Raw genomic sequence first — 24,531 nt, forward strand, 5'->3', positions numbered from 1 at the left:
CGCCGTCCTGGCCGAGAGGGCTCACCCCTGTCAGAAGACCTTGGCGAGCCGCGCGAGCCCTTCGGTGATCTCCGCCGGGGTGTGCGTGGTGAACGACATCCGCAGCGTCGCCGGATCGGGCGCGGTGGCGTAGAAGGGCGCGCCGGGCACATAGGCGACGTCGTACGTGATGGCCGTCCGCAACAGCTCGGTGGCGTCGTGGTCTTCGGGCAGCCGGACCCATACGAACATGCCGCCCTCGGGACGGTTCCAGGTGCTGCCCGTGGGAAGCGCGTCCGGCAGCCCGGCGAGCAGCGCGTCGCGCCGGTCGCGGTAGGCCGTACGGACCCGGGCCAGATGCGCGTCCAGGTCGCGGTCCGCGAGATAACGGGCCGCCGCGGCCTGGTCGACGGTGGAGGTGTGCAGATCCGCCGCCTGCTTGGCGATCACACACGCCCGCAGCAGCCCGGCCGGGGCCCGCAGCCAGCCCAGACGCATCCCGGGCGCCATCACCTTGGAGAAGCTGCCGAGCAGCACCGTACGGTCCCCGGCCGGCGCCTGCCCGGCGATCCACGGCTCGTAGGCCCCCTCGAAGCGCAGCTCGCCGTAGGGGTCGTCCTCGGCGATCCACAGCCCGTGCCGGCCGGCCACCTCGGCGACCGCGCGGCGGCGGGCGAGCGTGAGCGTACGGCCGGTGGGGTTCTGGAAGTTGGGGACGAGGTAGAGCAGCTTCGGGCGCTCGCGCAGCACCAGTTCCTCCAGCGCCTCCGGGATCACCCCGTCGGCGTCGGTCGGCACCGGGACCACCCGGGCGCCCGCGAAGCCGAAGCACTGGAGGGCGGCGAGGTAGGTCGGGTTCTCGACCAGCACCACGTCCCCGGGTTCGATCAGCGCGGTCGCGACCAGCGCGAGCCCCTGCTGCGAACCGCCGGTCACCAGCAGGTCGTCAGCCTCGGTCGGCAGTCCCCGGCCGGTCAGCCGCGCGGCCACCGCCGACCGCAGCGCCGGATCGCCCTCGGTCGTGGAGTACTGGAGGACCGTGCGGGGCCGCTCGGCGAGCACCCGGTCGTACGCCTCCCGTATGCCCTCGGCGTCGAAGAGTTCGGGCGCGGGCAGTCCGCCGGCGAACGAGATCACCTCGGGGCGTGCGGTGAGCGCCAGGATCTCGCGTACCGGGGAGGCGCCCACGGAGCGCGCGCGTGCGGCAAGTCCCGGCAGTTCCCCACGGATCGTCGTCATGCCCGGCAGCCTACGAAAAATCGTTGGTGTGTGCAGGTACTTTCCGGCATTCGGTCGGCCCCGGGCCGCCGGGCCGCCGAATCCCCGGGTCGGGCCGCCGGATGAACGCCCGAATAGGGCCGCCGAACCCGGCTCAGGCCGCCGGATAGCGGTCGAGCCAGGCCGGGCTCGCGCCCGCCGGGCCGTGCAGCGCGGGGGCCTGCGTCATCTCCATCGCGAAGTCGTCCGCGAGTTGGAGGATCGTGCTGCGCCCCTCCAGCTCCGCGATCCAGGCCGGCGGCAGCGCCGTCTCGCCGTGCTGGACGCCCAGCAGATTGCCGCAGACCGAGCCCGTGGAGTCGCTGTCGCCGGAGTGGTTGACGGCCAGCAGCAGACCGTGGCGCACGTCCTCGGCGACCAGGGCGCAGTAGACGCCGATCGCCAGCGCCTCCTCCGCCGTCCACCCCTGCCCCAGCGCCTCGACCCGCTGCGGTGACGGCATGCCCTGCCGTACGGCGCCCAGGGCGCTCTGGAGCGCGTCCGTGGTCTCCTGGTGGCCGGGGCGGGCGCCGAGCAGGGCCAGCGCGTGCTGTACGGAGCCGTCGAGCGCCTCACCGCGGGCCAGTCCGTGCACGATGACCGCGAACGCGCCGGCCGCGAGCTGCCCGGTGGGGTGGCCGTGGGTCTGCGCGGCGCACTCGACCGCGAGCTGGAAGACGAGCTGGGGCTCCCAGCCGACGAGCAGCCCGAAGGGCGCCGAACGCATCACCGTGCCGCAGCCCTTGGAGCCGGGGTTCTTGGGCTCCTCCAGAGTGCCCATACGATCGTCGGACAGCCCGCTCAGGCATGCCTCGCCGGGCGCGCGGCGGGCGTACAGCCATTCCTCGCGGGACAACCACCCGGTGTCCTTGCGGCGCTCGTCCGGCCCCCACTCGCTCTGGGTGACCGCCCAGCGGCGGTAGGCGCGGTGGATGTCGGTCGGCGGGTGCCAGGCGCCGGTGTCCCGGCGGACCTGGGCGCGTATCAGCCCCTCCACCGTGAACAGGGTCAGCTGGGTGTCGTCGGTGACCGCGCCGCGCCTGCCGTACGCCGGTACGTAGTCCGTGACTCCGTCCGCGCCGTGGCGGTGCTGTATGGCGTCGAAGGACTCGAACTCCACGCCCGCGCCCAGGGCGTCGCCGATCGCGCCACCGAGCAGACAGCCCCGGACGCGGCTGCGGAAGTCCTGCTGTTGCGCACGTCCCCAGACAGCGGTCAAAGCGGTCCCCTTCGATCATGCCCCGATCCGAACCTGTTCTGCGCCCAGCACGATATCCGAGGAATCCGGGAGCGGAAGGGGGCTGCGGGGTAGGCGAGGGTTGTCCGTGATCAGGGCGATTCGGCCGCATCGGCCGGATGGCGGGGATTCGCCGAGGACGGCGCGGGGGCTCATGGGCTCGGGGTCCTCGGAGGTCTGCGCGAGGTCGGGCGGCGGGCCCCGGGGCGGTACGTCGGTCTGCGGCTGCGCCTCGGGCCCCTCCCGGCGGACGAGCGCGCGCACGGCGCGCGCGGTGCCCAGGACGCCGATTTCGCCTCGTGGCGGCGCTCCCGGTAGACGGACATGAGTCTGTAGAACGTCCTGAACGGCCGCTTCCGCTGCCGGTGTCCGGCGGGTGCGGCCGCGCGGTCCCGGTCCCCACCGCGGGCGGGCAGCAGGCCGGACGACCCCGCCGCTCAGTCGCCCAGGAGGGGCAGCAGTTCGGGCAGATGGCCGTCCGAGGCCAGGCCCGCGGCGACGCGCTCGGCCGGGACCTCGCCGTAGAGGGTGGTGCGCTGTCGGGAGGGACGACCGGCGGCCTCGGCGATGGCCACCAGGTCGCGGATCGAGCGGTAGGAGCCGTAACTCGACCCCGCCATGCGGGAGATGGTCTCCTCCATCAGGGTGCCGCCCAGGTCGTTGGCGCCCGAGCGCAGCATGTCGGCGGCGCCCTCGGTGCCGAGCTTCACCCAACTGGTCTGGATGTTGGTGATGTGCGGGTGCAGCAGCAGACGGGCCATCGCGGTGACCGCGCGGTTGTCGCGGGTGGTCGGCCCCGGGCGGGCGATCCCCGCGAGGTAGACGGGCGCGTTGGTGTGGATGAAGGGCAGGGTGACGAACTCGGTGAAGCCGCCCGTGCGTTGCTGGATCTCGGCGAGCAGCCGCAGATGGCCGAGCCAGTGGTGGGGCTGGTCGACATGGCCGTACATCATGGTGGACGAGGAACGGATGCCCAGCTCATGGGCGGTGGTGACGACCTCGACCCAGGTGGCGGTGGGCAGTTTGCCCTTGGTGAGGACCCAGCGCACCTCGTCGTCCAGGATCTCGGCGGCGGTGCCGGGGATGGAGTCCAGGCCCGCCTCCTTGGCGGCGGTCAGCCAGTCGCGGATGGACATGCCGGTACGGGTGGCGCCGTTGACGACCTCCATCGGCGAGAAGGCGTGCAGATGCATGCCGGGAACGCGGGCCTTGACCGCCTTGGCGATGTCGAAGTACGCGGTGCCCGGCAGGTCGGGGTGGATGCCGCCCTGCATGCACACCTCGGTCGCGCCGACCTCCCACGCCTGCTCGACCCGGTCGGCGACCTGGTCGAGCGAGAGGGTGAACGCGTCCGCGTCGGTGCGGCGCTGCGCGAAGGCGCAGAAACGGCAGCCGGTGTAGCAGACGTTGGTGAAGTTGATGTTGCGGGTGACGATGTACGTCACCTCGTCGCCGACCACCGCGCGCCGCAGGTCGTCGGCGATCCGGGTGAGCGCGTCCAGCGCCGGGCCGTCGGCGTGCAGCAGGGCGAGCGCTTCGGCGTCGGTGAGCCTGGCGGGGTCGTCGGCGGCCGTGGACAGGGCCGATTTGATGTCTGCGTCCACCCGGTCGGGGACAAGGCCGGGCGCGGCCTGCTCGCGCAGCTCGGCCCAGTCGCCGTAGACCTCGTCGAAGTCGTCCCTGCGGTCGGCCGTACGCCCCTCGGTGTCGATCGTGCGGTGCAGGTCGGTGCGGCCCGCGGCGGCCGGGAAGGTGTCCTCGGGCTCCTGCCAGGGCAGACCGCGCGGGCGCACGTCCTCCCGGGCGAGGCCGGTGTACGGGTCGGCGAGCGCGCGGACGTGCGGGAGCAGCCGGGGGTCGAGCCAGGGTTCGCCGCGCTGGACGAACTCGGGGTAGATGGTGAGGCGTTCCTTGAGCGTGAAGCCCGCGGCGGCGGTACGGGCGGCGAGGTCGTCGATCTGCGGCCAGGGGCGTTCGGGGTTGACATGGTCGGGGGTGAGCGGCGAGACGCCGCCCCAGTCGTCGATGCCGGCCGCGATGAAGCGGTCGTACTCGCCGTCGACCAGGTTGGGCGGGGCCTGGATACGGGCGGCGGGGCCGAGCACGACCCGGGCGACCGCGATGGTCGCGGCCAGCTCCTCCAGTTCGGCGTCGGGCATGCCGCGCATCGCGGTGTCGGGCTTGGCGCGGAAGTTCTGGATGATGACTTCCTGGACGCCGTGGTAGCGGCGGGCGGTGCGGCGGATGGCGAAGAGCGAGTCGGCGCGCTCCTCGTGGGTCTCGCCGATGCCGATGAGGATGCCGGTGGTGAAGGGCACGTTGGAGCGGCCGGCGTCCTCCAGGACCCGCAGCCGGACGGCGGGTTCCTTGTCGGGCGAGCCGTAGTGCGGGGCGCCGGGCTCCGACCACAGCCGGGTGGCGGTGGTCTCCAGCATCATGCCCATGGAGGGGGCGACGGGCTTGAGCCGCTGGAGGTCGGTCCAGCCGAGCACCCCGGGGTTGAGGTGCGGCAGCAGTCCGGTCTCCTCCAGGACGCGGATCGACATCGCGCGCACATAGGCGAGCGTGTCGTCGTACCCGTGCGCGTTCAGCCACTCGCGGGCCTCGGGCCAGCGGTCCTCGGGGCGGTCGCCGAGCGTGAACAGGGCTTCCTTGCAGCCCATTTCCGCACCTCGCCTGGCGATGTCCAGCACTTCGTCGGGCGATAGGAACATCCCATGACCGGCGCGGCGCAGCTTGCCGGGCACGGTGACGAAAGTGCAGTAATGACACTTGTCGCGGCACAGTCGGGTCAGCGGAATGAAGACCTTGCGGGAATAGGTGATGACGCCGGGCCGGCGGGCGGCTTCCAGGCCCGCGTCGCGTACCCGGGCGGCGGTCTCCGCGAGTCTCGTCAGGTCGGCGCCGCGGGCCCGGAGCAGCACCGCGGCCTCGCCGGTGTCGAGGGCGACGCCTTCCTCCGCGCGGTGCAGGGCGCGTCGCATGGCATTGGCGGTGGGCTGCGACAAGGTCATTCTCCGAGGATATGCGGCGGCACGGACAATGCGGGGAGCCGCGGACAATGAGCCGGGTCCGTGAACTGTCGGCAATATCACCCGGCGATCGGCCCGGACGAGGAATAGGACGCCGGAGGAACTGCGCGTAGTCGGGCGGCGCTTGACGGCGTGCGAGTTTTTGCGCCCGTGCGCGCTGAGTGACGGCGTACGCGCGGCGGAAAGGGGTGCGCGCGGCGGAAAGGGGTGCGCGGCGGCGGTCGCGCCGCCCCGGCTCACCGCGCGCGCCCGCCCGGAGCGCCCGGCGTCCGTCGCGCTCGTGTCCGGGGGGTCCGCCGCCTTCCTGCCGGTCCGGCGGCCGCCGCTCGCAAGCCCCGGCGGCTCAGCGTCCCCCGCCCGGCCCGCGGCCGCCCCCGAACGTCATCCCGAGATCCGGACCGACAGCAGTACGCGCCAGACCGCGTCCTCCACCCCGTGCACCGCCGCGATCCATCCCACGTTCTCCTCGTCCGTGCCGAGCCGGATCGCCTGGGCGAGTTCGCCGGTGACCTCGGCGAGGTCGGCGTGGGACATGGCCGGTTCCAGTCGGCCGCCGACCGCGCCGTCGTCGTGGTAGCGGTGGTACGCGGGGGCGCTGCGCAGTACGCCGACCGGGCTCCACTGCTGGGCCAGCCGCCACACGGGCTCGCCGCAGACCCGGTCCCCGTCCGCCTCCAGGACCTGCGTACGGCTGCGGTCGACGGCGAGCGGGGTCCAGGTGTCGGCGCCGGTCAGCACCAGGGCCGGGTCGCAGCGGCGCACCGCGCGGGCCACCTGCTCCGTGGCGCCGGGCGCGGGCAGCACCAGCGGCACCGCGGCCATGCCCGCGTACAGGCAGCCGAAGAACGCGCCCGCGAGGTCGGGACCCTGCGGGTACGCCAGCATGACCCGGCTGCCGGGCTGGAGTTGGGCGCCGAGCCGGGACGCCACCGCCCTGGCCCGCCGGTCCAGCTCGCCGAAGCTGCACCCGCCCGTACCGCTCGCCTCCGCGCCCCCGTACGGCAGCGCGGGCACACCGCTCGGACGGCGCTCCGCGCGGTGGCGCAGCATCGGTCCGGGCAGCCGGCCGACATCGCCGGGCGTGGCGCGGGGGCCGCCGCCACCGCGTCCGGTCCCGCCGGGCCTGCCGCCGTCCCGGCTCACCACAGCCGTCCCGGCGGGTGCGGCCGCGACGGGCCGCACCCCCGCCGCCGGTCGCGCCTCCGGAGCCGTATGTGTCCGCCGCGGCCCCCACCGCCAGGGCGCCGCCTCGAACAATTCCATACTTTCCCCGGTGAAATCCCCTGAAACCGAAGAATCGGGTGAATAGGCCGTGCACTGAGTACACATGAGGGTCCCGTCACCCGCCCTGTCGCAGAACGCCCACTGGTACGAACCATCCCCACACAGCACAACCTCCGCGCACGCACAGACGGAACCTCAAATTCAGCCCAACTTTTGCCGCGAGGCCGGATCGGGACCATGCACGGGGTGACCCCGGCGGCCCGACACGGCAAACTGACACGGACGGGGCCGAACCCTCGGCTCCACGTGCCATGCGGACAACTGTTCCGTCCAGCGATGAACGATAGATATACGCGCGGAGAGCCGGGCCCGGGGAAGGCCCGGCTCGCGGGCGGTTCAGGGGGCAGAGATGCAAACCAGGACGGAGCCGGGCGGTGGCCTGCGGTTCGCGGTCCTCGGCCCGGTACGTGCCTGGCGCGACGACGAGCCGATCGTCACCGGCGCGCCGCAACAGCGCGCCCTGCTCGCCGCGTTGCTGCTGCGCGGCGGACGTACGGCGACCGCGTCGGAGCTCCTTGACGCCGTGTGGGGCGAGAGTCCGCCCAACACCGCGCTCGCCGCGCTGCGTTCGTACGCCTTCCGGCTGCGCAAGGCGCTCGGCCCGGAGGCGCTGATCACCGACTCCGGCGGCTACGCCCTGCGGGTGGGCACCGACGCGCTGGACAGCGCCGTGGTCGAACGGCTCGCCGCGGAGGCCGAGAAGGTACGCGCCACCGATCCAGGACAGGCCCGCGAACTGCTCGCCTCCGCCCTGGAGTTGTGGCACGGCGAACCGCTGGCCGGACTGCCGGGCCCGTACGCCGAGACGCAGCGGGTACGGCTGACGGAGTGGCACCTCGGCCTCATCGAGACCCGCGTCGACCTCGATCTGGAGCTGGGCGCGCACGCCGAGACCGTCTCCGAACTCACCGCCCTGTCGGCCGAACACCCCCTGCGCGAGCGGCTGCGCGCCCTGCTGATGCTGGCGCTCTACCGCAGCGGACGGCAGGCGGAGGCCCTCGGGGTCTACGCCGACACCCGCCGTCTGCTCGCCGAGGACCTCGGCATCGACCCCTCGCCCGAGCTCAGCGAACTCCACCAGCGCATCCTGGAGGCCGACCCGGGCCTCGCCGCGCCCGCCGGGACCGCGATGGGCGGGGAGATCGCCCGTCCCGCGCAACTGCCCGCCACCGTCTCGGACTTCACCGGCCGCGCCGACTTCGTCCGCGAACTGACCGAGCAGCTCACCGAGGCCTCGCGCGGCAGCGGCGTCATGGCGGTCTCCGCGGTCGCGGGCATCGGCGGCGTCGGCAAGACCACCCTGGCCGTCCATGTCGCGCACGCCGCCCGCGACGCCTTCCCCGACGGGCAGTTGTACGTCGACCTCCAGGGCACCGACCCGCGGCCGGCCGAACCCGAGGCCGTACTGGGCGCCTTCCTGCGGGCGCTGGGCGTACCGAACCCGGCCATCCCCGACTCGCTCGCCGAACGGGCCGCGCTCTACCGCTCCACCGTCGACGGCCGCCGGGTGCTCGCCCTGCTCGACAACGCCTACGACGCCGCGCAGATCCGGCAGTTGCTCCCCGGCACCCCCGGCTGCGCGGCCCTCGTCACCAGCCGGGTCCGGATGGTCGACCTGGCCGGCGCGCACCTGGTGGACCTCGACGTGATGTCACCGGAGGAGGCGCTTCAGCTCTTCACCCGGGTGGTCGGCCAGGAGCGGGTCAGCAGCGAACGGCAGGCCGCGCTCGACGTGGTGGGCGCCTGTGGCTTCCTGCCGCTGGCCATTCGGATCGCCGCCTCCCGGCTCGCCGCCCGCCGCACCTGGACCGTCTCCGTACTGGCCCGCAAGCTCGCCGACCACCGCCGCCGGCTGGACGAACTGCGGGCAGGCGACCTCGCGGTGAAGGCCACCTTCGCCCTCGGCTACGGCCATCTGTCCCCCGAACAGGCCCGCGCCTTCCGGCTGTTGTCGCTGCCCGAGGGCCCGGACATCTCGCTTTCCGCCGCCGCTGCCGTCCTCGACCTGGACCCGTACGAGACCGAGGAGCTGCTGGAGGCGCTGGTCGACATCAGCCTCATCGAGTCGGCCGCGCCGGCGCGCTACCGCTTCCACGACCTGCTGCGGCTGTACGCGCGGGAGTGCGCCGAGCGCGACGAGACCCCGCAGGCGCGCTGCCAGGCGCTCTCCCGGCTGCTCGACTTCTATCTGTCGTCGGCGGCGTGCGTGTACGAGCTGGAGAACCCGGGCGACCGCGTCCTCGACCACCTGGCGCCGACCACCCACGCCGGGCTGGACTTCGGCGGCCGCGAGGAGGCCCTGGAGTGGCTCTTCTCCGAGGCGCAGGGGCTGCTGGCGGCCGTGCAGCAGGCCGCGGCCGGCGGCTGCGAGGGCCCGATGCGGCGCGCGGTCGACCTGCTGCTCGCCGCGCAGGACCTGATGGAGTCGGGCATCCACGCCCGGCAGTACGAGCAGGCCACCCGCGCGCTGGTGAGCACCGCGCACGACTGCGGCGACCTGCTGGTCGAGGGCCGCGGCCGGGTCTGGCTCGGCCAACTGCTGTGCATGTCCGGGCGGTTCCGCGACGCCGAGGCCGAGGCACAGCTCGCCATGGTGCAGGGCCTCGCCGCGGAGGACGCCATGACGTGCAGCTACGCGGCGAATCTGCGGGGCATCATCGCGATCTACGGCCGCCGCTTCGACGAGTGCACCGACTATCTGCACAACGCCCTCGAAGCCTTCCGCGCGGACGGCAACCGGCACGGCGAGGCGGCGACGCTGAGCAACCTGGCGCGCGCGCAGATCGAACTCGGCGACACCGAGTCGGCGTTGGCGGCCACCGAACAGGTCGTACAGATATATCGCGACCTGCGGGCGGGCTTCCGGCTCGGCAACGGCCTGTACGCCATGGGTACCGCGCTCACCGCGGCCGACCGGCTCGACGAGGCCGTCACCTGTCTCACCGAGGCGCTGACCATCTTCCGTGACGCCCGGCAGCAACTGTGGGAGGGCATGGCCTTCTACCGGCTCGCCAAGGCGCATCTGACCGCGCAGCGCTGGCGGCAGGCCGCCGCGTGCGCGGAACAGGCGCTGCCGCTGCTGCGGGAGTCGGGCGGCGAGTGGCGTACGGCCAATGACCTGGTGCTCCTCGGACAGGCGCTCGCGGGCATCGGGCAGACCGTGCGCGCTTACGCCTGCTGGCACGACGCACTGGGCGTCTTCGTCGCCCTGGGCGCCCCCGAAGCCGACGAAGTGCGCGAACTTCTCGGCGACCAACCGACGTCCGCCGCTGCGATGCAAACGTAAATCCGCAGGTCAGCGGCGGATGCGGGGCGCGGTCCGACCGCGTACCCGTCAACTCAACGGGCCCGTTTATCAGTTGATTATCGGCGGCTGCCACGATTCCATCACTGCACGAGCTGCCCGCTCGGTGGTGTACGGGGGTCGCCGCCGGGCGGGCTTCACGACAGCACGTCCCCGACGTTTTACAGGGAGAGCACCATGAGTACCGATGTGCCGAAGCCGCCGAAGCCGCCGAAGACCGACAACCCGCTCGACCCGGACAACTTCCACGTGACGAGCGAGCCGGGCCAGCTGCCCGAGGGGCTTCTCGGGGACGTCAGTGGCGGCACGGTGAAGCCGGACAACTTCCACGTCACCGACGAGCGTCCCTGACCGCTGACAGTCAGGCCATGACTTCTGCCGGCGTATTGGGGGATACGCCGGCAGACCGCGGGGGGAACCGGGGGGAACAAGGGGGAAACAGGGGGAACGGGGGAACGGGGGGCGAGCCCAGGGGGCCGGGATAGCGGGGGGGACCACGCGTGATTCCCGGAGGGCTCGGCAGGCTGACCGCGGCGCGGAGGGGGCGCCGCGGTCAGTTGTGTGGAAGCGGCCCATTGCGCCGCTGACCTGGGATTTTTCCCGGTAGTCGTCCGGGTGGAGCGCTCACGGTGGCAAGGCCGCCGGGTCCGGCGTAGCGTCGGCCACATGGGGGCCGAGCGAGCGACCCGAGGCGGTGGCACCCGATGGTCCGCAACATCCTGGGGGCCCTCCTCGCGCTCGCCGGAGCGGCGGCCGCCGTCCGGAGTCCCTTCCGTGTCTGGTACGACGGCCGTCACGGCTCCGACATCAGGGTGGACGACCTGTTCACACATGTCGGGGTCACGCCGCACGACGCGGCGTTGCTCGGCTCCCTCTTCCTGCCCATGGCCTTCGCGGCGCTGCTCACCCTTCTGGGGGTGCTGGCACGCTCGCGCTTCGCGGTGGCGCTGGCCGGGGTGCTCGTCCTCGGGGTCACCGTGCTGTGGATGGTCAGGCAGGCCCAGTACGCCGGCTCGCTGACCGCGGGCGGCAACGGCCTCGGCCAGGGCTTCGGCCTCGCGTTCCTGGGCGGGCTGCTCCTCCTGGCAGCCGCCCTCCTGCCGCCGCAGCGCCGCCGTCCGCGCCTCACCGAGCCCGACCGGCGCTACGGTGACCCGCCGCCGCCCGACCGGCCGCCGTACGAACCGCGACCGTATGAGCCGTCGGCCCACGAACCGTCGTCGTACGACGCGAAGCCGTACGACGACACCGCGCCGTACGAACAGTTGCCGTACGACCCGGCGCCGTACGCGCTGCCGTCCGGGCCGCCGCCGTCCGAGCCCCCGTACCCGCCGGGTCCCGTGTCGCAGCCCGTGCCGGAAGCGCTCCCGGAGCCGCCGGACGCTCCGCCGCCGCCCACCTGGCAGCCGCCCGCACGCTGACGGCCGGCCCTCGCCGCTCGGAGCGGTCCCGCCGCCTCAGGCGCGGCGCGAGGTGGCTCCCGTGCCCTTCGCCGCGTCCAGCGCGTACACGCAGCGGTCCTTCGAGCACGCGTAGACCACGCCCTCGGCCGCGACCGGCGAACCGGTGATCTCGCCGCCGGTCTCCAGCCGCCAGCGCAATTGGCCGCCTTGGGCGTCCACCGTGTAGAGGCAGTGGTCCTTGGAGCCGAAGTGCACCCGGCCGTCGGCGACCGCGGGCGAACCGACGATCTCGCCCTGGGCGGCGAACCTCCACCGCGGGGTGCCCGTCACCGCGTCCAGCGTGTAGAGCGCGCTCCCGGCGCCGAGGTGCACACCGCCCGCGGCGACCACCACCGGCTCCACTGACTGCCGCGGCTCGGTGGCGACCCGCCAGCGGTCCCGGCCGTTCGCGGGGTCCAGCGCGTAGACCGTGCCGAGGTGGTCGGCCACGTAGATCCCGCCGCCGGCGGCGCCGGCCCCGGGCACATGGGCGGGGGGCGCGAACATCACCGCGGGAGCGTCGAAGTGCCACCGCTCACGGCCGGTGCGGGCGTCGAGCGCGACCACCCGGGTGCCCGCGGTGAGGTGGACGACGCCGTCCGCGACGACCGGCCTGGTCGGCACGGAACCCGCCGCTCCCGACTCGCCCACGGGGTAGGACCACAGTTCGGCGCCGGTCAGCGCGTCGACGGCGTGCAGCAGCCCGCCGCCCTGGTAGTACACCGCGCGGTCGACGACGGTCGGCCCGGAGTCCGGGGACTCGAACTCGGTCTGCGCTCCGCCGCGCTCCCACCGCAGGCCGCCGCGGGCCGCGTCCCACGCCTGTACGCCGCCGCCGCGGGTGCCGGTGACCACCGTGCCCGCGTCGGCCCGGACCGCGTACACCCAGCCGTCCGTCGCGGTACGCCAGCGCTCGCCGCCGTCGGTGGCGTCCAGCGCGAACAGGCTCGGGCCGTCCGAGGCGTGGATCCGGCCGTCGGCCACGGCCATCGTCCAGGCGACGTCACGGGTCTTGAACTGACGGCGTCCGCTGGCCACGTCGAGCGCGTGCACCTCGAACGAGGTCACATAGAGCAGACCGCCCGCGACGACGGGGGTGCCCCACACGTCGTTGGACATCCGGAAGCGCCACGGCCGCCACTCCCCCGGCGTGGCCGGGGGCGTCCCCTGAGTGGGGAGGGCGGCCGGGGCCGGTTCGGCGGCGCGGTGCGTGCCCGCCCGGTGCCGCACCCACTCGGTGCCGGGCGCCGGGCCGGGCGTCGCCTTGTGGTCGGCGGCCTGCGACACCCGCAGCCCGGGGCCGATCGGCACCGAGCCTGCGAGCTGTACGGAGGCGGCCGCGGACTGCTCCGGGCCCCGGCTGTCACGACCGGGCGCGGGGGCGCCGCGCGGGGCCTGCTGGGGGCGGGGTGGCGGCGACTGCGGGGGCGGCGGGGCGTTCACCGGCACCTGGGGGCCGGAGACCTGCGGGCCGGGGCTTCGGGGGCCCGCGGCGTGCGCGCCCCGCCCGCCGGCCGCGACCGCGGCCGCCCGTCCGCGGTGCCGCTCCTCTATCAGTGCCACCGCGCCGGGCGGCAGCCATGCCGAGGCCGTGCCGGTGTCGTCCCCGCCGGAGGAGTACAGATGGGGGGCCAGCTGCGCCTGGAGGTCGGCGGGGGTGGGCCGCCGCTCGGCCTCCATCCGCATGCAGGACTCGATGAGCGGGCGCAGCTCGGGCGGCAGTCCGTTGAGGTCGGGGCCCTCGCGCAGCAGCATGAAGACCGTCTCGACCGGGTTGGCGCCGTGGAAGGGCGCGTGGCCGGTGGCCGCGAAGACCAGCGTGGAGCCCAGCGAGAAGATGTCACTGGCGCCGCGCACGCTGCGGGAGTCGCGGGCCTGCTCGGGCGACATGTAGGCGGGCGTGCCGACGGCGACGTTGGTCATCGTCAGCCGGGTGTTGGAGACGCCGGAGGCGATGCCGAAGTCGATCACCCGCGGCCCGTCCTCGACCACCAGCACATTGGACGGCTTCATGTCGCGGTGCACCAGGCCGGCCGCGTGGATGGACTGCAGCGCCTCCGCGATCCCGGCGGCGAGCCACCGTACGGCCTGGGCGGGCAGCGGTCCCGCCTCGTTGACGATCTCTTCGAGCGAGGGCGCGGGTACGTAGGCGGTGGCCAGCCACGGCACGGCGGCGCGCGGGTCGGCGTCCACCACGGCCGCGGTGTAGAAGCCGGAGACCGCGCGGGCGGCCTCCACCTCACGCGTGAAGCGGACCCGGAACAACTGGTCCTCGGCGAGCTCGGCGCGGACCGTCTTGATCGCCACCCGGCGGCCGGAGGCCGAGCGGGCGAGATAGACCAGCCCCATGCCGCCGGCGCCGAGCCGTCCCAGGACCTCGAAAGGGCCGATCCGTCTCGGGTCGTGCTGCGTCAGCTGCTCCACCACTGCCCTGCCACCTCCCCGTGCCCCGCGCTGTCGCGGCCGTTCCCCATGCTCCGCGGCCCCGTGCGGCCCGCCGGCTCCCGTGCCAGAGTACGGGCCTGATTGTTCCTGGGATGGGCTCCGGTTGCGAACCCGGGGCCGCCACGACACACCCGGAGGGCGAACTCCCTATCATCCGCCCCCAGTTGCGCGGCGGTGGCACGCCGCGCCGTACGGGTTGCCGGTCGGTGGCCGATGCTGCCGCCGGTGCGCCTACCGGGCGGTGGCCGGTGCCGCTATCGGCCGGGTATGGCTCCGATTCTGCGCTGCTGGTCGATGACCACGAAGCTCGCGCCCTGGTCGTCGGCGACGGCGGCGAGGCGGCCGAAGGGCGAGTCCTGCGGCTCGCCGCTCACCGTGCCGCCGAGCCGCTGGACCGCGGCCACGGCGGCGTCGCAGTCGTCGACCGCGAAGTAGAGCTGGAAGGCGGCGGGGACGTCGGCCGGCAGGTCGTCGCCCTGCTTCATCCGGCCCGCGATCTTCTTCTCGGGCTCGCCGGGCAGGGACCACACCTTGTAGTCGAAGTGCTCGCCGTCGCCGAGCTGCTCGGCGCCGAAGCCGAAGACGGCGTCGTAGAAGGTGTCGACGGCGTCCGGGTCCCGCGTCAGGTTCTCCGTCCAGCAGAAGGCGCCGGGCCGGTCGGTGATGTCGAAGCCGCGGTGCTGTCCCGGCTGCCAGGTGCCGAAGTAGGCGCCCCCGGGGTCGACGGCGCCGGTCATGACGCCGAAGTCGCCGACTTCGGCGGGGCCGAAGACCACCTGTCCGCCGGCGTCCTTGATCTCCGCCGCCGTCCTCGCCCCGTCCGGGGTCGCGAAGTACACGTTCCAGGCGTTGGGCGCCGAAGGGTCCATCTTGGCCATCAGCGCCGCCGCGTTCTTCCCGTCGCGCATCGCCGTCGTGTAATGGCCGAACCGCTCGCCGTGGTCCACGAAGGTCCAGCCGAACAGCTCGCCGTAGAAGCGCCGCCCGGCCGCGAGGTCGGTCAGCGACACATCGGCCCAGTTGGGGGTTCCCTCACTGAATGCGGACATGACCCGCTCCTCTCGCGTACGTCCGTGATGAACGCTCCACCCACCACGGTAATGAGTGATCTTCCCCACCGCGCGGGCTTCAATTCGAACATATGGTCAATTTTTCCATGCACGCGTGACCGGACTCAAATCACCCATTCGCGGCAATCCGGCGCGGCTGCGCACGGCCCGGGAGGGAATCGGAAAAGAGGCTCTGAACTGGCAGTTCGTCAAGTGGAGGATCGAGTTCCCCGTTTGCACGCCGCCAAATCGCGCGCTGGTCACGGGTCGGTAAACTGACGGCATGACAGGACAAGTTCGCACCGTCGACGGCCGTGTGGCGGGCCGCCGTGGGCAGGCGACGCGGCAGAAGCTGCTCGACTGCCTCGGCGAGATGCTCAGCACGTCGCCGTACCGGGACGTCAAGGTGATTGACGTCGCCCGGATGGCGGGCACCTCCCCCGCAACGTTCTACCAGTACTTTCCCGATGTCGAGGGCGCCGTCCTGGAGCTCGCCGACGAAATGGCCAAGGAGGGCGCGGGTCTGACCGAACTGGTCGCCGGGCGCTCCTGGGTCGGCAAGTCCGGCGCCCAGGCGGCGGACGAGCTCGTCGACGGCTTCTTCTCCTTCTGGCGCAGGAACGACGCCATCCTGCGTGTCGTCGACCTCGGCGCGGCCGAAGGGGACAAGCGGTTCAACAAGATCCGCATGAAGATCCTCAACTCGGTCACCGGCTCTCTCAGCGAGTCCATCAAGGACCTGCAGAGCAAGGGCAAGGTCGGCCAGGAGGTCAGCGCACCGGCGGTGGCCGGTTCGCTGGTCGCCATGCTGGCCGCCGTGGCCGGGCACCAGAAAGGTTTCACCGGCACCGGCGTCAAGCAGGCCGATCTGAAACCGAACCTGGCGCTGCTCGTCCATCTCGGAGTGACCGGCAAGAAGCCGGCGAAGTAGTCGCACGGCGCCACTTCGCCGGTCCTGATCCGTATTCGCCGTCCTGCCACATCCATCACGCCCCGACGCGGGCGCCGCACGGTCTCGGGGGAGGTCGTAGGTGCCCGCGTCGCCGTATCCGTCCGCCGTCCGGGGCGCGCCGGGGTTGCGCCCGGCGCGCGTCCGGCGGCCGCCGCGCCGGCCGCGTGCACCCGCGCGTCCGGTCCGGCGGGCGACGTACCCGGCCCGGCCCGGCATCATGTCCCGCATGACGAGCAGCCGGAACCCCGACAAGCCACCGCGCGGCGCCCTGTCCCGTTTCCTCTCCCCGGGCCCGGACTCCTCGACGGCCCAACTGCGTGCCTACGCCACGGTCTGGGCGCTGCTGCTCCCCGTGTGGGTGAGCGCCCAGTGGTGGTCGCACCCCGACACCCTGCGCCGGGTGCTCTACGTCCTGCTGTCCGTCATCTCGATCACCCAGTCCCTCAGCGCGGTCGCCCTGCTGCGCAAGCGCCGCTGACCGCTCCACCGCCACCGCCGGGGCCACGCTCGCCCTCCGCCGAGCCGCCACTTCCGGTACCACCACCCTCCCTATTTCGTATGACCTTTCAGGCTCCAGGAGTTCCCCATGGCCGACCCCACCATCACCGCAGCCGCCTCGCGAGTCCCCACGACCACCGCGACTCCCGACGCCATCGTCATCGGCGCCGGCCCCGGTGGGCTGGCCGCGGCGGCGGCGCTCGGGCAGCGGGGGCTGCGCCCACTCGTCCTGGAGCGCGGGGAACAGTTGGGCGCGTCCTGGCGCGGGCACTACGACCGGCTGCGTCTGCACACCACGCGCCGGCTGTCCTCGCTGCCGGGGATGCCCATACCCCGGGCGTACGGCCGCTGGGTCGGACGGGACGACCTCGTCCGCTACCTGGAGCAGTACGCCGAACACCATGACCTGGAGATCGCCACCGGCATACAGGTGGACCGGGTGGAGAAGGCCGAGGCGGGCTGGGAACTGCCCGCGACCGGCGGGCGGGTGCTGGCCACCCCCGTGGTCGTGGTGGCCACGGGCCACAACCACACGCCGTACATACCCGACTGGAAGGGACGAAACACCTTCTCCGGTGATCTTCTGCACGCCTCCGTGTACCGCAACGCCGCCCCCTACGGCGGGCGCGACGTCCTGGTGGTCGGGGCGGGCAACAGCGGCGCCGAGATCGCCGTCGACCTGATGGAGGGCGGCGCGGGCCGGGTACGGCTCTCGGTGCGCACCCCTCCGCACATCCTGCGCCGCTCCACGGCCGGCTGGCCCGCGCAGGCCAGCGGCATCCTGTGCCGGCGGCTGCCCACGGGGCTGGTGGACCACTTGGCACCCCTCGTCGCGCGCGCCGGGGTCCCCGACCTGTCGGCGTACGGCCTGCCCCGGCCGAAGACCGGTCTGTACTCGCGGGTGCGCGACGGCGCGATCCCGGTGCAGGACGCCGGTCTGATCGACGCCGTACGGTCCCGGCAGGTCGAACCCGTGGCCGCCGTCGAGGAGTTCGACGGGGACAAGGTGCGGCTCGCCGACGGCTCCGAGATCAGTCCCGAGGTCGTCGTCGCCGCGACCGGCTACCGGCGGGGCCTGGAATCGCTGGTCGGCCACCTCGGTGTCCTGGACGAACGCGGCCGCCCGGTCGCGCACGGCCCCCGTACGGCGCCCGGCGCCCCCGGGCTCTACTTCACCGGCTTCACCAACCCCATCAGCGGGATGATCCGCGAGATGGCGATCGACGCCCGCCGTATCGCCCGGGCTGCCACGCGCGACCGGTGAGCGGGACCATGAGCGGGAACGGCGACGGCGCCCGGTAAGTGCGCCCGGTGGGCGGGCTCAGTGGGCGGGCCCGGTGGGCGGGCCCGGCCTGCGGGGACGGCCCGCGGGGACGGCGATTCCGCCGTCGCTCACTCGTGCGAGTGAACGACGGGTATTCCGGAACAGACCGTGCTTTCCCGGGCGTTCATCCGGTGACCGACACCGCGGGCAGGGCGACCGGCCGGTGGCGGATCACCAGGGACATCAGCGCGGCGACCGCGCACAACGCACCGGAGGAGTACCAGACGACGTCGTAGGAACCGAGCGCGTCACGCGCCACCCCGCCGAGGTAGGCGACCAGCGCCGCGCCGATCTGGTGGGACGCGAGCACCCAGCCGAAGACGATCGCGCTGTTCTCGCCGTAGTGCTCACGGCACAGGGCGATGGTCGGCGGCACGGTGGCCACCCAGTCGAGGCCGTAGAAGACGATGAACAGCACCATCGGCGGGTGGATGCTGTCGCCCAGGAGCATGGGGAGGAACATCAGCGACAGACCGCGCAGCCCGTAGTAGATCGCGAGCAGCCGCCGGGGTGAGAGGCGGTCGGTGAACCAGCCCGAGGCCACCGTGCCCGCGATGTCGAACACCCCGATGACGGCGAGCAGCGACGCCGCGGTGGTGACCGGCAGTCCGTGGTCGTGGGCGGCGGGCACGAAGTGGGTCTTGACGAGCCCGTTGGTCGACGCGCCGCAGATCGCGAACGTGCCGGCGAGCAGCCAGAAGGTGCCCGTGCGCGAGGCGTCCATCAGGGCCCGCAGCGCCCGGCCGGCGGACCCGCTCACCGGCGCGGGCTTGGGGGTGAACTCCTCGGCCCCGTAGGCCGCCAGGCCCACGTCCGCCGGGTGGTCGCGCAGCAGGAACCAGACGAAGGGCACGGTCGCGAGCGCCGCGCAGGACACCGTCGCCGCGGCGGGCCGCCACCCGTGGTGCTCGGTGATCCAGGACAGCAGCGGCAGGAAGACCAGTTGCCCCGCCGCGCCGCCCGCGGTGAGGATGCCGGTGACCAGCCCCCTGCGGGCGGCGAACCAGCGGTTGGCGACGGTCGCGGCGAAGGACAGCGCCATCGAGCCGCTGCCCAGTCCCACCAGGACGCCCCAGCACAGGATGAGTTGCCAGCTCGCCGTCATGCAGACGGTCAGTCCGGAGCCGAGCGCGATGGTGAGCAGCGCGCAGGCGACGATCCGCCGGATGCCGAACCGGTCCATCAGGGCGGCGGCGAAGGGCGCGGTCAGTCCGTACAGCGCGAGGTTGATCGACACCGCGAAGCCGATCATGCCGCGCGACCAGCCGAACTCGCTGTGCAGGGGGTCGATCAGCAGTCCGGGGAGGGAGGCGAAGGCCGCGGCGCCGACGAGCGTCACAAAGGTGACGGCGGCGACCGCCCAGGCGCGGTGCACACGCGTCCGTGGTCGTCGGCCGGGCGCGGCCGGGCGGCCTGCGGCAGATGCGGGGGCTTGAGATGTCTGCGTCACGCCGTTCAGTCTCCGGGCGGCGATCATCCGCGACGAGTGGCCGGATGGCCATGATGTGCAAGAATCGGGCCATGGCCGTCTCCCAGGACTCCGGCTCGCAGAGCGCCGACCTTCAAGGCTCCGACTCCCGGGCCCCGGGCTCTCACGCCCCTGGCTCGCAGCCGAGCGAGATCTTCCGCCACCCGGGCCGGCACCGGGTGGCCGTCTTCGCCCTGGACGGGGTGATCCCCTTCGAACTCGGCGTCCCCCTGCGCATCTTCGGTTCGGCCTGGAACCAGGAGGACGGCGGCGAGCTGTACGACATCGTCACGTGCAGCCTCCGTCCCGGCGCCGTGCGCACGGACGCGGACTTCCCGATCGTGGTCGAGCACGGCCTGGAAGCGCTGGCGGAGGCCGACACCGTGGTGGTACCCGCCTCGCACGAACTCGGTCCCGTCTACACCGAGGGCCGGCTGTCGGCCGCGCTCACCGAGGCGTTCGCCGCGATCCGGCCGTGCGCGCGCGTCGTGTCGATCTGCACCGGCTCCTTCCTGCTCGCCGCCGCCGGTCTGCTCGACGGGCGCCCGGCGACCACCCACTGGTCCAGCGCCGACCACTTCCAGCGGCTCTTCCCGCGTATCAAGGTCGACCCGGACGTGCTCTATGTCGACGACGGCGATGTGCTCACCTCGGCCGGGGTCGCCTCGGGCATCGATCTGTGCCTGCACATCGTGCGCCGGGACTTCGGCACCGCGGTGGCCAACGCGGTAGCGCGCAGCACCGTCGTTCCGCCGCACCGCGAGGGCGGTCAGGCGCAGTACGTCCGCCGCCCGCTGCCCGAACCGCAGCTGGCCGGCACCGAAAGGGCCCGCGCCTGGGCCCTGACCCGCCTCGACCAGCCGCTCACCCTGCGGCAGTTGGCCGAGCGCGAGGCGATGAGTGTCCGGACCTTCACCCGGCGGTTCCGTGAGGAGGTGGGTCTGAGTCCTGGCCAGTGGCTGACCCAGCAACGTGTCGAACACGCCCGTCAACTGCTGGAGTCCACGGATCTCGGGATCGATCAGATCGCCCGCCAGGCCGGTTTCGGCACCGGGGCGTCCATGCGGCAGCATCTTCAGGCGGCGTTGGGGGTGTCACCGACGTCCTACCGCCGCACCTTCCAGACCTCGGTCCGCCCGTAGATCGGCACCCAAGGCCGCGAACACCCGGGAGCAGCACGAGTGGGGTCAGGAGGGGCGGCCGCCAGGCCGGCCCGTCCGCGTCACGTCAGGACGGCGACCGCTCCGCGGTCCACCTCGCACCAGATCTGCTTGCCCGCGCCCTCGGGGTGCCAGCCCCAGCGGTCGGCGAGCCCGTCGACCAGCTCCAGGCCCCGGCCGCCGGTCTCGTCGCGCTGCGCGTGCCGCGGGGCGGGCGGAAGCTCACTGGTGTCGGCCACCTCGACCCGTACCGGGGCGGCGGGCGCGCTGGGGAACAGCATTCTCAGGACGGCGGGACAGCCGGTGTGCACCACCGCGTTCGTCACCAGCTCCGAGATGAGCAGGATCAGGGTCTCGGCCACCGGCTCGTCGGCTCCTATGCCGGAGCCCACCAGGCGGGAACGTGCCCATCGACGGGCCCGCCCGACCTCCGCGGGGTCGACACCGACCTCCAGCTGTACCTGAAGCACCTGCACTGCTCACACCATCCGAACCGGCGGACACGACGCCCGACGCCTGCCCAAGATCACCGAGCGTGACCTTGGCATGACACAGCATGCTCGACCGACAGTCACCCCAACAAGCGCTTCGGGCATATACCGGTGCAACGCAGGGGGCGCACTGCATACTGTGCGGCGCACTCGGTGAAAGGCAGTGCGCCCGGGCGCGCATCCCGCCCGGCGCGGCAGAGCGGCGCCTCGCGGGGACTCGGTTCGGGTGCACACCCGAAGGAGCGTACCCGAGGACCCGCCCGACTCCACCGCGTCACAAGTCACGCATCGGACACAACACCGTGCGGACGCTCCGTAACCGAAGCACCCTTGGCGTCGACCTTTCTACGCAAAGGCGACGAATTCCTCATATGCCTCGTCGTCGAAGAGCACGAAGCGCACTTCCGCCACTGCGGTTTCCGCTTCCCGCACGGTGCGCACGGCGATCCGGGCACCGTCGTCCATCGGCCAGCCGTAGACGCCGGTGGAGATGGCGGGGAAGGCGACGGTGGTCGCGCCGAGTTCGTCGGCGACGCGCAGGGACTCGCGGTAGCAGGAGGCGAGCAGCCCCGACCGGTCCTCGTGGGCCTGCCACACGGGCCCGACGGTGTGGATCACCCAGCGGGCGGGCAGCAGCCCGGCGGTGGTAGCGACCGCCTGTCCGGTGGGCAGTCCGCGGCCGTACCGGGAGGCGCGCAGATCGCGGCAGGCGTCGAGGATCTCGGGGCCGCCCCTGCGGTGGATGGCACCGTCGACTCCGCCGCCTCCGAGGAGTGAGGAGTTGGCGGCGTTGACGACGGCGTCGACCCGCTGCTCGGTGATGTCGCCCTGGACAAAGGTGAGTTGGACCATGCCGTCATCGTGCATCAACCGCCGGCCGCCCCGGGCGCGTTCACCACGGGCGGGCCGGTGCCCGGCCAGGGCTCAGTCGGACAGGGCTCAGGCGGACAGCGGCCGGGCCGTGTCGTCGGTGGCGGCTACCAGGTCAGGGAAGACCTCGAAGAGCCTGCGCACACCGAGGGCGGCCAGCACCCGGTTGACGTGTGCCCCTCCCCCGTATCCCTCGTCGAAGGAGCGGTCGCGGCCCGCCGGGTCGTCGTCCGGGAGCACGATCCGCAGCCGCCCGGCACAGGAGCGCATCAGACGGCGGGCACCGATCAGCACACCGACCCCGCTGGAGTCGCAGAAGCGCACGGCGGCGAGGTCGAGGACAACGCTGCGCCGCCCGTCGGCGACCGCGTCGTGCACCTTCTGCCGGACCGCCGGCGACGAGATCAGGTCCATCTCGCCCGAGACCGTCACCACCACCCAGCCGTCCCGCTCGGCCTGGGTCACCAGCACCGGTTCCCACCTCGCCTCGCCGTCGACTTCAGCAATGTCATCACAATGACCCTATGCCCGTTCTCAGTCGTAACTCTGCAATCTTCCGGTCACACCCGCATAACAGACCGCCAAAAGCGGTCGCGCGCGGTGCCAGGTTGGTGCAAAGCGACGCACGCCGTCATAGGGGGCCGGTACCGTCGGTCTGAGCGCAGTCGGACGAACCGAACACATATGACTACCGTCGGTGTTCATCGGTGGACGAGCAGAGGGGCCGGGGAGATGGCGACACCCGCACCGCCACGCTGGGACCGCAAGATGCAGCAGCGGCTGGCGCGGGGCGAGGAAGCCGCACTCGGCGAGCTCTACGACCGATACGCCTCACTCGTGCACGGTCTCGCCCACCGGGTGATGGACGACGACGACGCGGCGGACCAGATCACCCGCGAGGTCTTCGGCTACATCTGGGAGAACCCGGACGCCTACGACCCCAAGCACGGCCCGCTGCGCTCCTGGATGGCCGAGCTCACCCAGCGCCACGCGGTGCACCGGCTGCGGCAGTACGAGAACCGGGACAGGTCCGACCCGGCCGAGGTCGAGGCCCGGGTGCGGAAGGCGAACACCGCGGCCCGCGCCGACTTCATCGTCACCTCGATGCCCGCCCCGCTGCGCGCGGCCCTCGAACTCGCCTACCGGGAACGGCTCGACTACCGCGCGGCCGCCGAGGGCCTCGGGGTGAGCGAGGACGAGGCGCGCCGACGGCTGAGGCTCGGTCTCCAGTTACTGTCGACGGCGATGGAACCGGCCGAGCAGCAACCCCGGGCGATCGAGCCGCGCGGACAGCGAGGCCACCGGTGAGCGGTTCCGCGTACGGCGGTGGCGGCGGTCACCCGGCCGACGGAGGCGACGAGCCCCGCGTGCCGTACCAGCGCGAGCAGCGCAGCGCCCCGGACGACGTGGCCTACGGGCCACTCGCGCGGCGCGACCCCGTACCCCTGCCATCGCGGCCGGCCGGGGAACCGCCGTCTTCGCAAGCGAAGGACGCGCCCGAGTTGCCGCACTACGACCACGCCACGCTGAAGTCGCTGCTCGGTGCCTGGGCGCTGTCGGCCTGTTCACGGGACGAGGCGCTGGCCGTCGAGGTGCACCTGACGGACTGCGCGACCTGCGCCGAGGAGGCGCTGCGGCTGCGCAACGCGGTCGGCCTGCTGCACCAGGAGGACTCGCTCGACCTCAATCCGCTGCTGCGCGCCCGTGTGCTGGAGGGCTGCCTCGGCCGCCGGCCGGCCCGGATTCCGGTGCCGGAGTGGGCCGGGCCGTACGACGCGGAAGCCGCCCGGCTGGACGCGCTGCTGCGCGATCTGGGCGACAGCTACTGGAAGGAGCCGGTGCGGATGCAGTGGTTCGACGGCGCTCCGGTTTCGCAGCAGTACACCGTCGGACAGGTCATCGCGCATCTCAGCGCGGTGGACAGCCTGGTGTCCAGGGCGCTGGGGCTGCCCGGGCATGGCAGGGAGCAGCCACGGTCCCGTACCGGCACGGCCGCGGCGGGCCGGGGCCGCCCGCGCCGTGGCCGTGGCGAGGCCGATCTGCCCGTCGACCCCTGGCAGCGCACCGCCGCGCACTGGGAGAGCCGCAAACGGCTGCCGGGCGCGACGCTTCGCTCCCTTTGGCGCGAGCAGACCCACAACCTGGTGCGCACCGTCTCCTTCGCGGGGCGCGGGGTGGGCGGGCTCTCGGTGGAGTACGGCTCCTTCTCGCTGCCCTTGCGGGACGCCTTCCTGGACCGCGCCTTCGAGTGCTGGATTCACGCCACGGACATCGCCGAGGCCGTGGACTATCCGTACGACCCTCCGGCGCCGCGTCATCTGCACCGCATGATCGACCTGGCCGCGCGGCTGCTGCCGACCGCGCTCGCCGACCGCCGCAGGGCCGGGCTCACCATGTCCTCGTCTCGTCTGGTGGCGGCGGGGTCGCCGGGCCGTTCGCTGCTGCTGGAGATCGAGGGCGACGGTGGCGGCGACTGGTATCTGTCGCTCGACTCGCCCGGTGCCGTGGCGTCGAAGGACGAGACGGTCGCGCATGTGGCGATGGACGGTGTGGAGTTCTGCCGACTCGCGGCGGGCCATGTGAAGCCGGAGGAGATCGCCGCCGGTCAGCTGGGCGACCGGGACGTCATCCGGGACGTGCTGTTCGCCGCCGCTTCCCTGTCCCGGCTCTGAGCGAGCGCGGCGCACGGGTCCCGTTCGGCACCTTTGACGCGAACGGACCGGACCACCCGCTTCGCCG

The 24,531-nt window shown here is 72.9% G+C and carries 19 protein-coding genes; 9 read left to right on the forward strand and 10 right to left on the reverse strand.

From position 1 onward, the window contains the following. Positions 1-30: 30 nt before the first annotated feature. The 4 genes from OHA30_RS12800 to OHA30_RS12815 all read right to left on the reverse strand — a co-directional run bounded on the left by OHA30_RS12800 (position 31) and on the right by OHA30_RS12815 (position 6,648). Positions 31-1,218, reverse strand: coding sequence for an aminotransferase-like domain-containing protein (locus OHA30_RS12800; protein WP_328913949.1), 1,188 nt, complete (start codon positions 1,216-1,218; stop codon positions 31-33). Positions 1,219-1,351: 133 nt separating this feature from the next. Beyond that, a complete protein-coding gene (locus tag OHA30_RS12805; protein WP_328913950.1) occupies positions 1,352-2,455 on the reverse strand; it encodes an ADP-ribosylglycohydrolase family protein in 1,104 nt (367 codons plus the stop codon). Positions 2,456-2,910: 455 nt separating this feature from the next. Beyond that, positions 2,911-5,487 (reverse strand): bifunctional FO biosynthesis protein CofGH, encoded by a 2,577-nt coding sequence (locus tag OHA30_RS12810; RefSeq protein WP_328913951.1) that lies wholly within the window; start codon positions 5,485-5,487, stop codon positions 2,911-2,913. A gap of 399 nt (positions 5,488-5,886) precedes the next feature. Continuing rightward, the gene (locus OHA30_RS12815; protein WP_328913952.1) at positions 5,887-6,648 is read right to left on the reverse strand and encodes an AMP-binding protein; all 762 of its coding nucleotides are present in this window, start codon (positions 6,646-6,648) and stop codon (positions 5,887-5,889) included. Between the two features lie 490 nt (positions 6,649-7,138). On the opposite strand from OHA30_RS12815, the gene OHA30_RS12820 reads away from it, so the two are divergent. The 3 genes from OHA30_RS12820 (at position 7,139) to OHA30_RS12830 (ending at position 11,514) form a co-directional block, all read left to right on the forward strand. After that, entirely contained in the window at positions 7,139-10,075 is a 2,937-nt protein-coding gene (locus OHA30_RS12820; protein ID WP_328913953.1) for an AfsR/SARP family transcriptional regulator, read from the forward strand. A 195-nt stretch (positions 10,076-10,270) separates the two neighbouring features. Beyond that, positions 10,271-10,444, forward strand: a complete 174-nt coding sequence (locus tag OHA30_RS12825; RefSeq protein WP_328913954.1) for a hypothetical protein — start codon at positions 10,271-10,273, stop codon at positions 10,442-10,444. 353 nt (positions 10,445-10,797) lie between these two features. After that, positions 10,798-11,514 (forward strand): hypothetical protein, encoded by a 717-nt coding sequence (locus OHA30_RS12830; protein ID WP_328913955.1) that lies wholly within the window; start codon positions 10,798-10,800, stop codon positions 11,512-11,514. A 36-nt stretch (positions 11,515-11,550) separates the two neighbouring features. Here OHA30_RS12830 and OHA30_RS12835 read toward each other — a convergent pair whose 3' ends face one another. Together OHA30_RS12835 and OHA30_RS12840 are read right to left on the reverse strand one after the other, a co-directional pair. Next, the gene (locus OHA30_RS12835) at positions 11,551-13,962 is read right to left on the reverse strand and encodes a serine/threonine-protein kinase (protein ID WP_328913956.1); all 2,412 of its coding nucleotides are present in this window, start codon (positions 13,960-13,962) and stop codon (positions 11,551-11,553) included. A gap of 272 nt (positions 13,963-14,234) precedes the next feature. Then, complete coding sequence (locus OHA30_RS12840; RefSeq protein ID WP_328913957.1) at positions 14,235-15,029, reverse strand: VOC family protein; 795 nt, start codon at positions 15,027-15,029, stop codon at positions 14,235-14,237. Positions 15,030-15,312: 283 nt separating this feature from the next. On the opposite strand from OHA30_RS12840, the gene OHA30_RS12845 reads away from it, so the two are divergent. From OHA30_RS12845 to OHA30_RS12855, 3 genes are all read left to right on the forward strand, one after another. Next, complete coding sequence (locus tag OHA30_RS12845; RefSeq protein WP_328913958.1) at positions 15,313-15,960, forward strand: TetR/AcrR family transcriptional regulator; 648 nt, start codon at positions 15,313-15,315, stop codon at positions 15,958-15,960. Between the two features lie 247 nt (positions 15,961-16,207). Next, entirely contained in the window at positions 16,208-16,459 is a 252-nt protein-coding gene (locus OHA30_RS12850; protein ID WP_328913959.1) for a hypothetical protein, read from the forward strand. Positions 16,460-16,567: 108 nt separating this feature from the next. Beyond that, positions 16,568-17,743 carry a flavin-containing monooxygenase gene (locus OHA30_RS12855; protein ID WP_328913960.1) on the forward strand — a complete coding sequence of 392 codons (1,176 nt, stop codon included), beginning with the start codon at positions 16,568-16,570 and terminating at the stop codon, positions 17,741-17,743. Positions 17,744-17,927: 184 nt separating this feature from the next. Here the strand turns inward: OHA30_RS12855 and OHA30_RS12860 are convergent, their stop codons facing one another. Further along, positions 17,928-19,253 carry an MFS transporter gene (locus OHA30_RS12860; protein WP_405785596.1) on the reverse strand — a complete coding sequence of 442 codons (1,326 nt, stop codon included), beginning with the start codon at positions 19,251-19,253 and terminating at the stop codon, positions 17,928-17,930. A 71-nt stretch (positions 19,254-19,324) separates the two neighbouring features. On the opposite strand from OHA30_RS12860, the gene OHA30_RS12865 reads away from it, so the two are divergent. Then, positions 19,325-20,413 (forward strand): GlxA family transcriptional regulator, encoded by a 1,089-nt coding sequence (locus OHA30_RS12865; protein WP_328913962.1) that lies wholly within the window; start codon positions 19,325-19,327, stop codon positions 20,411-20,413. An 80-nt stretch (positions 20,414-20,493) separates the two neighbouring features. Here OHA30_RS12865 and OHA30_RS12870 read toward each other — a convergent pair whose 3' ends face one another. The 3 genes from OHA30_RS12870 to OHA30_RS12880 form a co-directional block, all read right to left on the reverse strand. Then, entirely contained in the window at positions 20,494-20,907 is a 414-nt protein-coding gene (locus OHA30_RS12870; RefSeq protein ID WP_328913963.1) for an ATP-binding protein, read from the reverse strand. Between the two features lie 360 nt (positions 20,908-21,267). Further along, positions 21,268-21,774 carry an O-acetyl-ADP-ribose deacetylase gene (locus tag OHA30_RS12875; protein WP_328913964.1) on the reverse strand — a complete coding sequence of 169 codons (507 nt, stop codon included), beginning with the start codon at positions 21,772-21,774 and terminating at the stop codon, positions 21,268-21,270. A gap of 87 nt (positions 21,775-21,861) precedes the next feature. Next, complete coding sequence (locus tag OHA30_RS12880; RefSeq protein ID WP_328917845.1) at positions 21,862-22,257, reverse strand: STAS domain-containing protein; 396 nt, start codon at positions 22,255-22,257, stop codon at positions 21,862-21,864. A gap of 267 nt (positions 22,258-22,524) precedes the next feature. Between OHA30_RS12880 and OHA30_RS12885 the strand changes: the two genes are divergently transcribed. Both OHA30_RS12885 and OHA30_RS12890 read left to right on the forward strand, forming a co-directional pair. Further along, positions 22,525-23,100, forward strand: coding sequence for a sigma-70 family RNA polymerase sigma factor (locus tag OHA30_RS12885; RefSeq protein WP_328913965.1), 576 nt, complete (start codon positions 22,525-22,527; stop codon positions 23,098-23,100). Next, a complete protein-coding gene (locus OHA30_RS12890; protein WP_328913966.1) occupies positions 23,097-24,464 on the forward strand; it encodes a maleylpyruvate isomerase N-terminal domain-containing protein in 1,368 nt (455 codons plus the stop codon). The genes OHA30_RS12885 and OHA30_RS12890 overlap by 4 nt, the downstream gene beginning before the upstream one ends. Positions 24,465-24,531: the final 67 nt, after the last annotated feature.

Origin of the sequence: Streptomyces sp. NBC_00223, assembly GCF_036199905.1 — a bacterium.
Taxonomy (GTDB): Bacteria; Actinomycetota; Actinomycetes; order Streptomycetales; family Streptomycetaceae; genus Actinacidiphila.